This window comes from Polynucleobacter sp. JS-Fieb-80-E5 (assembly GCF_018882015.1).
GTDB lineage: Bacteria > Pseudomonadota > Gammaproteobacteria > Burkholderiales > Burkholderiaceae > Polynucleobacter.
Window position 1 is genome coordinate 357,971 of sequence record NZ_JACVPH010000001.1, and the last position, 14,846, is coordinate 372,816.

The following is a 14,846-nucleotide window of genomic DNA, read 5'->3' on the forward strand; positions in this document are numbered from 1 at the left end:
CTTTAACCGCAGACTAAAATCACTGCATTAGCCAGCATAATTGAGTGCTGCACCCTATTTAACCTTCTTACTTTCTTATTTAAGTCCGTATTACATGAGCAGTTCTCAACGCCGCCTTCTTGTTACCTCCGCACTGCCGTATGCCAATGGTCAGATTCATATTGGCCATTTGGTGGAATACGTACAGACCGATATTTGGGTTCGCTTTCAAAGAATGCGTGGTCACGAGGTGCATTACGTTGGCGCTGATGACACACATGGCACCCCTATCATGTTGCGCGCTGAAAAAGAAGGCATCACCCCTAAAGAACTCATTGCTAATGTTTGGAAAGAACATAAGCGCGACTTTGATAACTTCCTCATCTCATTTGATAACTACTACACCACAGATAGTCCCGAGAATGAGAAGTTAGCGCAAAGTATTTATCTCAAGCTGCGTGATGCTGGCTTGATAGAAAAACGTGCGATTGAGCAAGCTTACGATCCTGTTAAAGAAATGTTCTTGCCGGATCGCTTCATCAAAGGTGAGTGCCCTAAGTGCGGCGCTAAAGATCAGTATGGTGACAACTGCGAAAAGTGTGGCGCAACGTATTCACCTACTGATTTAAAGAATCCTTTCTCAGTAGTGAGTGGTGCAACACCCATTAAAAAGATTTCGGATCACTACTTCTTTAAGTTGTCTGATCCACGTTGCGAAGAGTTTTTACGCGACTGGACGCAAGTTAAAACACCGCTGCAGCCAGAAGCTCGCAATAAGATGAAAGAATGGGTTGGCCAGCCTGGCGAAAGTAAGCTGGGCGACTGGGATATCTCCCGCGATGCCCCGTATTTCGGGTTCGAGATCCCTGATGCACCAGGTAAGTACTTTTATGTGTGGCTTGATGCCCCGATTGGTTATTACGCTAGTTTCCTCAATTATTGCCAGACTAAAGGCCTTAATTTTGATGAGTGGGTTAAGCCAGATACCACTACCGAGCAATACCACTTTATCGGCAAAGATATTCTGTATTTCCATACCCTCTTCTGGCCAGCTACTTTGAAGTTTGCTGGCTATCGCACACCGACTAATGTATTTGCTCATGGCTTCTTAACCGTAGATGGCGAGAAGATGAGCAAGTCACGCGGCACTTTAATTTCTGCAAACAGCGTGATTGAGTGCGGCTTTAATCCTGAGTGGTTCCGCTATTACTTTGCGACTAAGCTAAATGACAGCATGGAAGATTTAGATTTAAATCTTCAAGACTTTGTTGCACGCGTGAATAGCGATCTACTCGGTAAGTACATCAATATTGCCAGCCGTAGCGCAGGCTTCTTAGTAAAGCGATTTGGTGGTGTAGTTTCTGATGAAGCAATGAGTAATCCATTGCTCAAAGAGATTACTGCTGCTAGCGAAAAAATAGCTGAACTCTATGAGGGGCGCGAATATGCAAAAGCACTGCGTACCGTGATGGAGTTGGCTGACAAAGTTAACGGCTTTGTAGATGAGAACAAGCCATGGGAAATCGCTAAAGATCTAGAACGTGAAGCGGATTTGCAGCGGATTTGCAGCATTACGCTGGAAGCATTCCGGATGATGAGTCTGTACCTCAAGCCAGTGATTCCTCAAGTTGCAGCTGGAGTTGAAGAATTCTTCTCCTTGCCACCCCTTTCCTGGTCAGACATTAATACTCCGCTCTCCAGCAAGAACCCTATCAAGCCCTATAAGCACCTCATGACCCGAGTAGAAGCCCCTCAAATTGAGGCTTTGCTGGCTGCAAACTTGTAAAAATAGCCCTAAAAAGCACCTATAATGGCGGTTGTAGTCCCTAGATAACTTTACGAATTAATTTCATAAGTTATTGAATTTATTTAGTATTTTAGGAAATGCCATGGCAAGATATCAATCTGAAATCACCCAGTTCTTAACTGAACTCAAAACCGAGCATCCAAACCTCGAGGCTGAACAACAAGCCGGTCGCGCCCTCCTGTGGGATAAAGAACCATTGAGCGTTGAGGATCAGCGCCGCGCCAAAGAGGCAAAACTCAAGCAACGCGCCTACGTGTACTCGAATGACTAACTCAGGTAGTTCGTCAGACAATGAGCCTAGCGCTCAGCCAATATCGGATTTACTCGATAGCACTCCATCGGTTACCGATGGTATGTCGTCTGCTTTCGCCAAACTATATGGCGAACCACTTTTTAAGCTCCCTACTGATCTTTACATTCCACCAGATGCTCTAGAAGTTTTTCTAGAGGCATTCGAAGGACCATTAGATCTGTTGCTGTATCTGATTCGCAAACAGAACTTCAATGTTCTCGATATTCCAATGGCGCAGGTTACTCAACAGTACCTGAGCTATGTTGATCAAATTCGTCATCACAACCTTGAACTGGCTGCCGAGTATCTCCTCATGGCTGCTATGTTGATTGAAATTAAATCTCGCATGCTACTGCCAATGAAGAAGGCAGATAGCGAAGAAGAAGTAGAAGATCCACGCGCAGAATTAGTACGTCGTCTCTTAGAGTACGAGCGTATGAAGTTAGCAGCTCAAGAGCTCGATCAGATTCCACAGCAAGGGCGTGATTTTCAGGTAGCACATGGCTACGTGGATACCACCGTCGCCATTGCGTGGCCAGATGTCAATGTAGAAGACCTACAAATGGCTTGGCGTGACGTTTTACATCGCGCCAAACTCACTCAGCATCACACGATTACCCGTGAAGAATTATCAGTGCGTGACTTTATGACTCGCATATTGCGCCGCTTGCAAAGCACTAAATTTGTAGAGTTCAGTGAGCTATTTGAAGAAGCCATTAACTCTGGCAAAGGCATACCGGTTGTTATCGTGAATTTCATTGCGATGCTTGAGTTGTCACGCGAAGCTTTAATAGAAATTACCCAAGCTGAGCCGTATGCACCAATTTACGTGCGCCTCGCCTATACACCCGTTGCATGAAAATCATTAGCGACATTCAAGAATTACGTGACCATTTAAGAGGTCAAAACCGCGCTTCATTTGTACCTACCATGGGCAACCTTCACGAAGGTCACTTATCCCTGATGCGCTTGGCAAGACAGCATGGTGATCCAGTTGTGGCCAGTATCTTTGTGAACCGCCTGCAGTTTGGTCCTAACGAAGATTTCGATAGCTACCCGCGCACCATGCAGGCGGATATTGATAAGCTGGAAAAAGAAGGTGTGTACATCCTGTTTGCACCTACTGAGCGCGATCTTTATCCACAGCCACAAGAATATCGAGTTGATCCACCGCAGCAGTTAGGCGACATCCTCGAAGGTGAGTTCCGCCCTGGATTCTTTAAAGGGGTTTGTACCGTTGTATTGAAGCTTTTCTCTTGCGTACAGCCTAAGGTGGCCGTGTTTGGCAAAAAGGATTACCAACAGCTGATGATTATTCGTCAGATGGCTAAGCAGTTTGCGCTACCAGTCGACATCATTCCCGGTGAAACCATTCGTGCGGAAGATGGGCTTGCCCTCTCCTCTCGCAACGGCTACCTGTCAATTGAAGAGCGTGCTGAAGCGCCAGAATTAATGAAGGCACTCAAAGAAGTTCGGGAACGCGTCATCCAACTGAAGGATCGCAACAGCCAATCTATTTCCGAGATTGAAAAAGCTGCAGTTGCCAGTTTGGCTAAACGTGGCTGGCAACCGGATTACATCGCCATTCGTCAACAAAGTGATTTAGCCCCTGCAAGCAATGAGCAATTACAAGCTGGTGAGCCACTCGTCATTCTGACAGCAGCTAAGCTTGGCAAAACACGTTTGATTGATAACCTCGAAATCTAAGTCAAAATATTGATCAAGCCCTTGTAAGGGTCTCAATAGCCTTGATGTTGTCTGCAGAGTGGCCAAATTCTCTTAACAAGATCTCCCGCTGACCAATTTCAAAATCTGCAAACTCGAAACCGGGTGCTACAGCACAGCTCACTAAGCAAAACGAGTCTTGATGCATGGGTTTAGCAGCAAACCAAGTATTGGCAGGAATAGTAGCCTGCAAGCATTTCGAATCTAGCCCTAACTGAATCGTTTGTAGCTCTTTATTTGCATCAAAGAAATAGATACTGACATCGCAGCCGCTATGAAAGTACCAAGTCTCATCTGATTTAATGCGATGCCATGATGAAAAATCTTCGCTTGCAAGGAGATAGTAAATACTGGTGTAGGCACTCTTTTGTCCTGCGCCATTAGCGCTAACAATAGTTGGCGAACGATACATTTCTCGATAAAAGCCACCCTCAGGATGTGGGAGAAGCTTGAGATCATCAACGAGAGAATTTACTGTTTGCATATATTCCTATCGAGCCCTATATATTTCTGCAGCAGCATTTTGCTCGATGACTTTTTTCTTAAAGGCTGCGATCAATGCTTTCTGATTCAGGCTTCTACGAGTCTTAAACCAGTAGAAGAATCCAAGCACCACAAACCATAATGGCAAGAAGTACAGCGCAATGCGTGTGTTCTCATTTAGGCCTAGAGCGTAGATGACAATAGCAAAAAATATAAATGCAACATAAATCATCGTTTTACCCAGAGGGGTCTTAAACTTCGACTCATCATGAACCTGGGGTAAACGCTTGCGATATGCGAGATAGGCCAACAAAATCATTGACCAAATATAAATAAAGAGAATGGCTGTTACGCTGCCAACCAATTCAAATGCGCTCATCATGGACTGCGTAGTTGTCAGTATGAGGGATGCCGATAGCACTAGCCCCGTTCCAAAAAAGATGCCTCCAGTTGGAATTTTATGGGAGGATAACTTTCCGAAAACTGCTGGAGCGTGATGATTTTTTGCTAAGCCATACACCATGCGTGATGTGGCATAGATACCGCTATTACTTGATGAGGTAGCCGAGCTAATTACCACCCCGTTAATCAAGGCTGCCGCACTCACCATACCCACAAGCGAAAACATGCCAACAAAAGGACTTTCATCAGGAGAGATATCTACCCAAGGAGTCACCATCATTAACACCATAACGGTGCCAATATAGAAAATCATGATGCGGAAAGGAATTTTATGAATCGCATCCGGCAGCATCCGCTCTGGATCCTTTGTTTCTGCCATCATGGTGCCAATGATTTCCATCCCAGCAAATGCGAAGATGGCGGTCTGTAGACCCCCCAGCAAGCCCGAGACCCCATTGGGAAACAGTCCTCCGTAGGACCATAGGTTACTAATGTGGGCGGTAATCCCACTCGGAGAAACAAAGCCGGTAATACATAAATAAATCCCGAGAGTAATCAGACTAATAATGGCGACCACTTTGATTATGGCCAACCAAAACTCTAGCTCCCCAAATGCTTTAACACTAAGAATATTCAGAGTCAGCAATAAAAGCACAATGGAAAGAGCGGATATCCAAGGGGGTAAGTTGGGCCACCAGAAAGCAATATAGCCAGTAATCGCAATAATTTCAGCAATCGCAGCGACGATCCAGGCAAACCAATATGTCCAGCCCATAAAAAATCCTGCTGACGGCCCCAACAAGTCCTCACAAAAATCAACAAAGGATTTGTAATTGAGGTTCGATAGGAGCAACTCTCCCATAGCCCGCATCACAAAATATAAGATGCAGCCAATGACGGCATAAATCAAAATGATGCTGGGGCCAGCAATGGATATGGTCTTTCCAGAGCCCATGAATAAGCCGGTGCCAATACAACCGCCAATGGCGATCATTTCGATCTGACGCTGACCTAAGCCGCGCTCTAATTTATGATTACTTTCCATACAAATCCAATTTCTGGTGAAAACTAATTTAGCTGTCTTTAGCTGAATTAAGCTGAGTTCAGTTAATCGGTATTAGTACCCGCCGCTCAATCCTTCTAGCAATCAAGACAATCACGGAAACCAAGAGTAAATATACTAAAGCGGTGAGTAAGTAGGCTTTGAAAAACTGAAAATTAGTGGAGGCCAACTCTTGCATGCGGGCAAAGAACTCGGTGTACTGAATCAAAAACGTAATCGAGCTGTCTTTAAGGTTGCCTATAACCTGGTTGGTTAATGCTGGCACCGAAGTACGCAATACCTGCGGCAGAGTAATCAAGCGAAATACCTGTGACGGCTTAAAGCCTTGTGCTCTAGCAGCCTCTAACTGAGTCTTATCCAGACCATTGAATGCCGTTGTTAGATATGCAGCATTGTAAGCAGCCACATTTAAGGTAAATCCAATCACAGCCACCGTAAATGGATTGAGTCGAATCCCCCATTGAGGAAGCCCGTAATACATTAAGAACAAGAGCACGATCAAAGGCATGCCAATAAAAAAGGAAATATAGCCATTAATGGCATTGCGGATCAAGGCATTCTTACTGAGCGTCAGATAGAAGACAAAGACACCTAATAAAAATCCTGTAACGCTAATAACAACTGCTAATTGAAGAGTATTCGAAAGTCCCGCCAGTATGAGCGGCATCTGCTCAAAAAGATCGCGTTCAAAACCACTCCAAGATCCCGCCATAACTACTCTCTCTTACCAAAAAAAGCTTGTAGCTCTGGATCGGAGTGATTGTTGGCAAGAACATTAATGCGTTCGTCGGCACGAATGACGCCTTTATCCAAAAATAGCACCCGGTCTGAAATGGCACTTGCTAAACCCAAGTCATGAGTTACACAAATCATGGTGATTCCATTGTGATGCAAGCGATTTATGAGATCTCCCACATCACGAGACATGATGGGATCCAGTGCTGAGGTTGGCTCGTCCAGCAGCAATACAGCTGGGTCCATCGCTAAAGCCCGCGCAATCGCAACGCGCTGCTTTTGCCCGCCGGACAATTGCGAAGGATACTTGCTTTGATGGGGGGTCATCTCAAAACGAGATAACTCATGCAAAGCCTTTTCATTAGCTTCTTTAAGCCCCATACCTTCTAACTTACGCAGGGCTAATGTGACATTGTCTAATACAGTGAGATGGCTATACAAAGCAAATTGCTGAAATACAAAACCAATCTGCTTGCGCAATTGCCGTACATCTACGTTGGGCCCTAAGATCTCATTGCCTTTAAATTGAATTGATCCGGAGGTGGGCTCTACCAAGCGATTTAAGCACCTCAAGAGAGTAGATTTACCACTTCCCGAAGAGCCCATCAGGACTTTCACTTCGCCCTGCTGTAAGTCCAAATTAATCCCTGAAAGTACTGCTTGACCCTCAAATTTCTTAGTGAGGTCTCGGATGGTGATTACCGTCATACTGCAGCTTCTTTCATTTCTGGAATCTCATAATGCTTTTGAATGAGTTGAACGCCCAATAACAAGATCCGATAAATAACAAAATAAAGGACTCCAACCATTAGATAAACATCAATTCCCTTTAGGGTATTGGCTGTCAATGTCATGGCCTCCTTGGTGATCTCTGGAATGCCAACGGTATAGGCAAAAGGAGAGTACTTCAGGACGGAGGTAAATTCATTCACCATGCCGGGAATGGAGAAACGGAGCATCTGCGGAATTTCAATATAACGGAGCACCTGGATGCGACTCATACCCATGGCCTGTGCAGCAACTATCTCAGTTGGGTCGACTGAATTAAATGCCCCACGAAAGACCTCCGTTAAATAGGCGCCAGCCACCAAACCTAAACTGAGCGCCATCGCCATTAAGGGTGGTGGCTTAATGCCTATTCCGGGAAGACCAAAATACACCATGAATAGGAGAACGAGTACTGGAACGCCTCTAAAGATATAAGTGTAGATATCAATCAGAAACGAAACACTTCTAATAGAGAGTCTATGTAGACTAGAAAGCAGTAGACCGACAACAAGGCCGGTCATACTGCAAACCAGAGTCACGATAACGGTGTACGCAACGCCATTACAGAGCTCTAGCAGAATACCCAAAAGACTCATAACTACCCTTTGCTAGAGGATTACTTCATCCACTTATCTAGGATCGCTTGAATTTTTTCAGGTCCCAGCTCTGTTAAATACTTATCAAAGTCATCACGCAACTTGGAGCCCTTGGCAAAGGCAAAGCCCAATTTGTCGTAACCCTTGAATACATAGGCGCTTTCCAAAGGAAGCTTTAGCTTATTTTCATAATTCAAGAACACGGGCTCTTCAATAAATGCCAAATCAATATTGCCATTTTGGAGATCAGTCACCACCTCAGCATATGAAGGATATAGCTTTACCTTGCTCAAAGAGTAGTAGCCTTTTGGCTCCAACTCATTTCTGATCAAGTCATCGTAAGCCATGCCGCGTGGGTAGCCAATCGAATACTTCTTGAGTTGATTTAAATCTGTGATCTTGATATTTTTACTTTTAAGACTTACCAAATGCCAAGAGTTATCGTAATAAGGCTGAGAAAAATCCATCGCCTCTTTGCGCTTATCCGTAATTGAGATGCCAGAAAAGGCAACATCAGCTTGACCGCTTGAAACGGCGCCAAGCATTCCTTGCCAATCATAAGGAGTTACTTTTAAGGTACAGCCACGAGACTTGCAATAACCTTGGAATATGTCCATATCTACGCCAACAATCTGACCATTTTGATCAAACAACATCGGTGGTGATGCAGGCGATACGGCAACCTTAATTTCACTTGAATTGGTTCCTTTAGAGCAAGCAACCATTCCTAGACTTAGGGCAAATATCAGCAATAGCAAAAATCGGCGTTTCATAGAAAAAATCCTTGTAGTAAAAATTAGGTGGCGTCTTCTAAATTAAACAAGCTAATGCAAGTCAATTAGCCTTAAAAGCATTCCATCAAAAGATAGCAGTGGAATGGCTATTTGTAAATGATGATTCTATGGCAAGAGCTGGTGAGCATCACGATTGATAACCGAATTGGGTTATTTGCCAAGCGATCTAAAGAGCGAAGAACTGCCCTACCTCTAGATTCAACTCTTTAGCTAATTCAGCACCAGTTACTTTACCCCCAGCGCCTTTAGCCTTCAGGACCTCAATCTGTCCACCATGGCAGGTGACGAAGAAAGAATCTAGCGTGATTTGGGTCACTTCACCTGGCTTACCTTTAACGGCACCAAACGTTGCAGCCACATGTTTGTAGCAATCGTAGATCTGCACTTTTTGTTCGCCAAACTTAGTCCATGCACCAGGCGCAGGATTGCATGCACGAATCAGGTTATAGATTTGACTGATGTGAGTCGCCCAATGAATCTGTGCAGCATTCGCATCAAACCAGCCTTCGTAGTTAGCCTGCGACTCATCTTGAACGATTTCTTGATGTTTGCCCGCAACTACAAGATCAGCAGTCTCTAGGAGAGCCTGCACACCGATCGGGAATAAATGATCAAAGTAGATCTTGCCTAATGTGTCATTAGGTCCAATAGCTACTTCTTTTTGCAAAATCACTTCGCCTTCATCTAAGCCATCGGATGGGCGGAATATGGTTAAACCAGTCTTCTCTTCACCCAATGCAATTGCCCAATTGATGGCGCTCGGACCGCGGTATTTAGGCAGCAAGGATGGGTGATATTGAATCGTGCCGTGCTTCGGAATCTTACAGAGCTCTTGCGGCACAAACTGGAGTACGTAAGCCATTACGCAGATATCCGCATTGGCATCAATCATCGCTTGGGCAGCCTCTGGCCCTTTTAAGGAAGGGAACTGCAAGGGGGTTAAGCCCCTTGCTAGCGCAGCTTCTTTCAAGACTTCGGGTTTGCTTGATTTAGGATTGTCGGGTGGGCAGAAAACAGCAACGACTTCATCGCCGCGATCTAAAAAGGCTTCTAATGACGCTTTGCCAAAATCCGCACTCCCAATTAAAGCAACCCGCATCTTAGATCACCTTATCATGACGAAGAGAAATCAATTCATCGGTTGAGTAACCTAACTCACTGAGAATCTCATCAGTATGCTCACCAAGCAATGGTGAACGAGTCACATCGGTTGGGCTATCAGACATCTTGATTGGGTTACCAACAGTAAGGTACTTTCCGCGAATTGGATGATCCACTTCAACCACAGTGCCGGTAGCACGCAACGCAGGCTCTTCAGCAATTTCTTTCATGGAGAGAATTGGGCCACAAGGAACATCGTACTTATTGAGCGCCTCCATAACCTCGAACTTACTTAAGGTCATCGTCCATTTTTCAATCTCAGCAAAAATCTCCATGAGACGGGGTAAGCGTGCCATTGCGGATGCGAAGTTAGGGTCAGTGATCCAATCTTCACGGCCAATCACCTTACATATTGCTGGCCACACTGGCGCCTGTACTACTACGTAAATATAAGAGTTGGGATCAGTTTCCCAGCCTTTGCATTTGAGAATCCAGCCTGGTTGACCGCCACCAGAAGCATTGCCAGCGCGGGGTACAGAGTCACCGAACTCACCATTCGGGTACTGTGGATACTCTTGCATCGTACCGTTGCGCTCTAAACGCTGTTGATCACGCAACTTCACACGACACAAGTTCAATACGGCATCTTGCATTGCTGCCAATACTTTCTGACCACGACCAGAATGGGTACGTTGGTATAGAGCTGTAACAATACCAAGCGCTAAATGCAAACCGGTTCCGCTGTCACCAATTTGTGCACCAGTCACCATTGGAGGACCATCATCAAAACCTGTAGTTGATGCAGAACCGCCTGCGCATTGCGCTACGTTCTCATACACCTTGCAATCTTCATATGGACCAGGACCAAAGCCTTTGACAGAAGCCATGATCATCATGGGATTGAGTTCTTGAATGCGCTCCCAAGAAAATCCCATGCGATCGAGTGCGCCTGGTGCAAAGTTCTCAACCAATACGTCGCACTCTTTAATGAGGCGCTCTAGAATTTCTTTACCCTTTTGGGTTTTAGTATTCACAGTGATGGAACGCTTGTTATGGTTCAACATTGTGAAATACAAACTGTCTGCATCAGGAATGTCGCGCAATTGACCGCGCGTTGCATCACCTTCGCCTGATTTTTCTACCTTGATCACATCCGCACCAAACCAAGCCAGTAACTGAGTACAGGTTGGGCCTGATTGAACGTGCGTAAAGTCGAGGACTTTGACCCCCTCTAGTGCTTTTGCCATGATTTAAGTCCTAATAAGAATGAAAATTTTGAATTAAGGAATTTTACCAGTGGGATAAAGAGAAAGATTGGGTGTGCCCTATTTTTGGGCACAGACGCCGTCTAAGACTGTATATAGCTAGATTTGGGCATCTTCAAGATCGGCAATCCTTTTTTTAAGCGTCCTTTCTTGAGCAAAACGCTCGGTTTCATCCCGAATGGTTGCCACAATCCCATTGACCTTCTGATGTTCATCAAAAAGCATGCCAACTGTAAAAGCGATTGAGAGCATGCCACCGCTCTTGTGGAGAGCTGGCACTTTTAACAACGATGAGCCATAACGCGTGATACCAGTTTCCATGGACTTACGGCAGCCCTCGTTATGGCGATGGCGTTGACGCTCCGGAACAATTAAATCCAAAGTATTACCTAAAGCCTCCGACTCGGAGTAACCAAAGATACGAGTAGCTGCGGGATTCCACAGCACAATTTTTTCATGTGCATCGACAACGATGATCGCATCTCCAACACACTCTACTAATTGAACTAAATCAATATTGGTATTCATAGGATCAGTCTACAGACTTTTTCATTAAGTGATTTACTATTTATTCTGACAATAAAAAAGGCGCCCACCAGGAGCGCCTTCAATTCATAGCGATAATTATCGTTATTAGACTGCTTTAGCTGTATGTAACTTAGCGATGTCATCAGCGCTATAGCCAAGGTCAGCCAATACTTCGTCAGTGTGCTCACCCAATACTGGTGATGGACCAACTTCGATTTCCAAATCAGAGAACTTGATTGGGCTACCGATAGTCAAATACTTACCACGTACTTTGTGGTCCACTTCAACAATAGAACCGCTCTTACGCAAGTCAGGTGAATTAGCCAACTCTTTCATAGAGAGAACTGGAGCACATGGAATATCGAACTTGCGGAGAATGTCCACAGCTTCATACTTAGTCTTGTCTTTGAGCCACTCTTCGATGGTTGCGAAGATGTCAAAAATCTTGTCTTGACGGGCTTCAGCTGTCATGTACGCTGGATCAGTTGCCCACTCTGGCTTACCAATCGCACGAGTAATCGGCTCCCAAGCGTGACCTTGAATTGTGAAGTAAATGTATGCGTTTGGATCTGTTTCCCAACCCTTACATTTCAACACCCAACCTGGCTGACCGCCACCACCAGCGTTACCGCCACGTGGAACTACGTCAGTAAATGAACCGTGTGGGTACTGTGGGTACTCTTCCAAGTAACCAATCTTGTCCAAACGTTGTTGGTCGCGCAACTTCACGCGGCACAAGTTCAATACAGCGTCTTGCATTGAGCAAGAAACTTTTTGACCTTTGCCAGTTTTTTGACGTTGCATCAAAGCTGTCAAGATACCGATTGCCAAGTGCATACCAGTATTTGAGTCACCTAAAGCAGCAGCAGAAACAGTAGGAGGACCATCCCAGAAACCGGTTGTTGAAGCAGCACCACCAGCACACTGAGCAACGTTCTCATACACTTTTAAGTCTTCATATGAGTGGCCATCGCTAAAACCTTTTACAGAAGCCATGATCATTTTTGGGTTCAATTCTTGGATACGCTTCCAAGAGAATCCCATACGATCCAATGCGCCTGGACCAAAGTTCTCAACCATTACGTCGGAAGTTTTGATCATCTTCTCTAAAACTTCTTTACCTTCTTGAGTCTTAGTATCGAGAGTCAAAGAACGCTTGTTACCGTTCAACATTGTGAAGTACAAAGCATCTGCACCTGGAATATCGCGCAATTGGCTACGAGTTACGTCGCCAGAACCTGGACGCTCAACTTTGATTACGTCAGCGCCGTACCATGCCAACAACTGAGTACATGCAGGACCTGCTTGTACGTGTGTGAAGTCAATAATGCGAATACCTTCTAATGGTTTAGTCATGTTTGTTTCTCCTTAAGTCTTTCTTGTTTACTTCAAATTTAGCTCAAAAATATTAACTTTTTATTACCGTTTTTAATATCTTATTTCTTAGCAGCTGCTGTGGATGGGTTTAAGTTTGTTAAACGTCCACTCTCAGTACCTGCAGTTTCATCAATAACAGCATTGATGAGGGCTGGTTTACCGGCAGCAATCGCTTCTGTTAACGCTGCTTCTAATTCTGCTGGGGTAGTTACGTAGTAACCAACACCACCAAACGCTTCAATCATTTTGTCGTAACGAGCATCTTTCACGAACACAGTTGGTGCAACATCAGCACCACCAGTTGGGTTAACGTCAGTACCGCGGTATACGCCGTTGTTGTTGAATACAACAGTCGTGATTGGCAGGTTATAACGGCAAACTGTTTCCAATTCCATGCCGCTAAAGCCAAATGCGCTGTCGCCTTCAACTGCAACTGTTGGCAAGCCGCTAGTAACGGCCGCGCCAATTGCATAACCCATACCGATACCCATAATGCCCCAAGTACCAGAGTCAAAACGCTTACGCGGCTTGTACATATCAACGATGGCACGGCAATAGTCGAGTGTATTTGCGCCTTCGTTTACCAAGTTCACATCTGGGTTCTTCTTAATCACATCACGAATCACGCGTAACGCGCCATGGAAGTTCATTGGGTTTGCTTCTTTAGCCAATGTCTCGGCCATCTTGGCTAGATTCTTATCTTTCTTCTCAGTGATCGCGGCAATCCACTCAGCGCTTGGCTTAGGAACAGCGGAGATACCCTTCAAGAGTTCGCCAACGCATGAACCGATGTCACCAATCAATGGAGCAGCGATTTGTACGTTGCTATCCACTTCGTTTGCTTGAATATCGATTTGGATAAATTTCTTAGGCTCTTTGCCCCAAGTCTTACCTTTACCGTGTGCCAGCAACCAGTTTAAACGTGCACCAACCAATAACACTGCATCAGCTTCAGCCAATACAAATGAACGCGCTGCAGAAGCAGATTGTGGGTGATTGTCTGGCAATAAACCTTTAGCCATAGACATCGGCAAGTAAGGAATACCTGATTTTTCAACCAGATCACGAATCTCTTTATCAGCTTGAGCATAAGCAGCGCCCTTACCCAAGAGGATCAATGGACGCTTAGCGCCCTTCAACACATCTAATGCACGAGCAACTGCATCAGCCGCTGGGATTTGACGAGGAACTGGATCGATTACCTTGAAAATGGATTTCTTTGCTTCATCAGCAGGCATTGTTTGTGCAAGCAACTGGGCTGGCAAGTCTAGATACACGCCACCTGGACGACCAGAAACGGCAGCGCGGATTGCACGAGCAAAACCAATGCCGATATCTTCAATGTGGTTAATACGATAGGCAGCTTTACAGTATGGCTTAGCCGCATTGAGCTGATCCATCTCTTCGTAGTCACCCTGTTGCAAGTCAACGATTTCACGTTCGCTTGAACCAGAGATCAAAATCATTGGGAAGCAGTTCACAGTTGCATTAGCAAGTGCTGTCAAACCGTTCAAGAAACCAGGAGCAGAAACAGTCATACAGATACCTGGCTTTTGCGTCATGTAACCAGAAATAGCGGCAGCATTACCTGCGTGTTGTTCGTGACGGAAGCCGATAAAACGCAGACCTTCTGCTTGCGCTAAACGGCATAAGTCAGTAATTGGAATACCAACGAGGCCGAAAATAGTATCGAGATCGTTTGCTTTCAGGGCGTCAATGACGAGGTGAAAGCCATCGGTTAATTGTGTGTTTTGATTATCAGTTGTCATAGAAATTTATATAGAAATTGCGGGCTTGCTCTTGTAGAGCCAATGCAATTTAGCTTTCGCTAACGTCTCCAATGTAGTTATAAATCGCATAACGGGTTTTGTGTCCCGCTTAGGCTGAGATGAATATTAGGCTTGGAGGAGAGGTTCATCATTGACTTCGGT

15 protein-coding genes are annotated in these 14,846 nt (G+C 45.1%); 4 read left to right on the forward strand and 11 right to left on the reverse strand.

Annotation, left to right across the window (positions count from 1 at the left end):
- Nucleotides 1-94: 94 nt before the first annotated feature.
- From metG to panC, 4 genes are all read left to right on the forward strand, one after another.
- The gene (gene metG / locus ICN44_RS01590) at nt 95-1,765 is read left to right on the forward strand and encodes a methionine--tRNA ligase (protein WP_216262308.1); all 1,671 of its coding nucleotides are present in this window, start codon (nt 95-97) and stop codon (nt 1,763-1,765) included.
- 103 nt (nt 1,766-1,868) lie between these two features.
- Nucleotides 1,869-2,057, forward strand: coding sequence for a DUF3460 family protein (locus tag ICN44_RS01595; RefSeq protein ID WP_215357447.1), 189 nt, complete (start codon nt 1,869-1,871; stop codon nt 2,055-2,057).
- The gene (locus ICN44_RS01600) at nt 2,050-2,937 is read left to right on the forward strand and encodes a ScpA family protein (protein ID WP_216262310.1); all 888 of its coding nucleotides are present in this window, start codon (nt 2,050-2,052) and stop codon (nt 2,935-2,937) included. Before ICN44_RS01595 ends, ICN44_RS01600 begins: the two co-directional genes overlap by 8 nt.
- Nucleotides 2,934-3,785 carry a pantoate--beta-alanine ligase gene (panC, locus tag ICN44_RS01605; RefSeq protein WP_216262312.1) on the forward strand — a complete coding sequence of 284 codons (852 nt, stop codon included), beginning with the start codon at nt 2,934-2,936 and terminating at the stop codon, nt 3,783-3,785. The genes ICN44_RS01600 and panC overlap by 4 nt, the downstream gene beginning before the upstream one ends.
- 13 nt (nt 3,786-3,798) lie before the next feature.
- Here the strand turns inward: panC and ICN44_RS01610 are convergent, their stop codons facing one another.
- The 11 genes from ICN44_RS01610 to oxc all read right to left on the reverse strand — a co-directional run bounded on the left by ICN44_RS01610 (nt 3,799) and on the right by oxc (nt 14,684).
- On the reverse strand, nt 3,799-4,287 hold the full coding sequence (locus ICN44_RS01610; RefSeq protein ID WP_216262314.1) for a cupin domain-containing protein: 489 nt from the start codon (nt 4,285-4,287) through the stop codon (nt 3,799-3,801).
- A 6-nt stretch (nt 4,288-4,293) separates the two neighbouring features.
- Nucleotides 4,294-5,733 carry an amino acid permease gene (locus ICN44_RS01615; protein ID WP_216262316.1) on the reverse strand — a complete coding sequence of 480 codons (1,440 nt, stop codon included), beginning with the start codon at nt 5,731-5,733 and terminating at the stop codon, nt 4,294-4,296.
- Between the two features lie 58 nt (nt 5,734-5,791).
- Nucleotides 5,792-6,463: an amino acid ABC transporter permease gene (locus tag ICN44_RS01620; protein WP_216262318.1), complete on the reverse strand. Its 672-nt coding sequence runs from the start codon at nt 6,461-6,463 to the stop codon at nt 5,792-5,794.
- A 2-nt stretch (nt 6,464-6,465) separates the two neighbouring features.
- Nucleotides 6,466-7,194, reverse strand: coding sequence for an amino acid ABC transporter ATP-binding protein (locus tag ICN44_RS01625; RefSeq protein WP_216262321.1), 729 nt, complete (start codon nt 7,192-7,194; stop codon nt 6,466-6,468).
- Complete coding sequence (locus tag ICN44_RS01630) at nt 7,191-7,850, reverse strand: amino acid ABC transporter permease (protein WP_216262323.1); 660 nt, start codon at nt 7,848-7,850, stop codon at nt 7,191-7,193. The genes ICN44_RS01625 and ICN44_RS01630 overlap by 4 nt, the downstream gene beginning before the upstream one ends.
- A gap of 20 nt (nt 7,851-7,870) precedes the next feature.
- On the reverse strand, nt 7,871-8,623 hold the full coding sequence (locus ICN44_RS01635; RefSeq protein ID WP_216262324.1) for a transporter substrate-binding domain-containing protein: 753 nt from the start codon (nt 8,621-8,623) through the stop codon (nt 7,871-7,873).
- Between the two features lie 187 nt (nt 8,624-8,810).
- On the reverse strand, nt 8,811-9,743 hold the full coding sequence (locus tag ICN44_RS01640) for a methionyl-tRNA formyltransferase (RefSeq protein WP_216262325.1): 933 nt from the start codon (nt 9,741-9,743) through the stop codon (nt 8,811-8,813).
- A gap of 1 nt (nt 9,744) precedes the next feature.
- The gene (frc, locus tag ICN44_RS01645; RefSeq protein ID WP_216262326.1) at nt 9,745-10,992 is read right to left on the reverse strand and encodes a formyl-CoA transferase; all 1,248 of its coding nucleotides are present in this window, start codon (nt 10,990-10,992) and stop codon (nt 9,745-9,747) included.
- Nucleotides 10,993-11,109: 117 nt separating this feature from the next.
- Entirely contained in the window at nt 11,110-11,538 is a 429-nt protein-coding gene (locus ICN44_RS01650; protein ID WP_216262327.1) for a PAS domain S-box protein, read from the reverse strand.
- Nucleotides 11,539-11,643: 105 nt separating this feature from the next.
- Complete coding sequence (gene frc, locus ICN44_RS01655) at nt 11,644-12,894, reverse strand: formyl-CoA transferase (RefSeq protein WP_216262328.1); 1,251 nt, start codon at nt 12,892-12,894, stop codon at nt 11,644-11,646.
- Nucleotides 12,895-12,974: 80 nt separating this feature from the next.
- Nucleotides 12,975-14,684 carry an oxalyl-CoA decarboxylase gene (gene oxc, locus ICN44_RS01660; protein WP_216262330.1) on the reverse strand — a complete coding sequence of 570 codons (1,710 nt, stop codon included), beginning with the start codon at nt 14,682-14,684 and terminating at the stop codon, nt 12,975-12,977.
- Nucleotides 14,685-14,846: the final 162 nt, after the last annotated feature.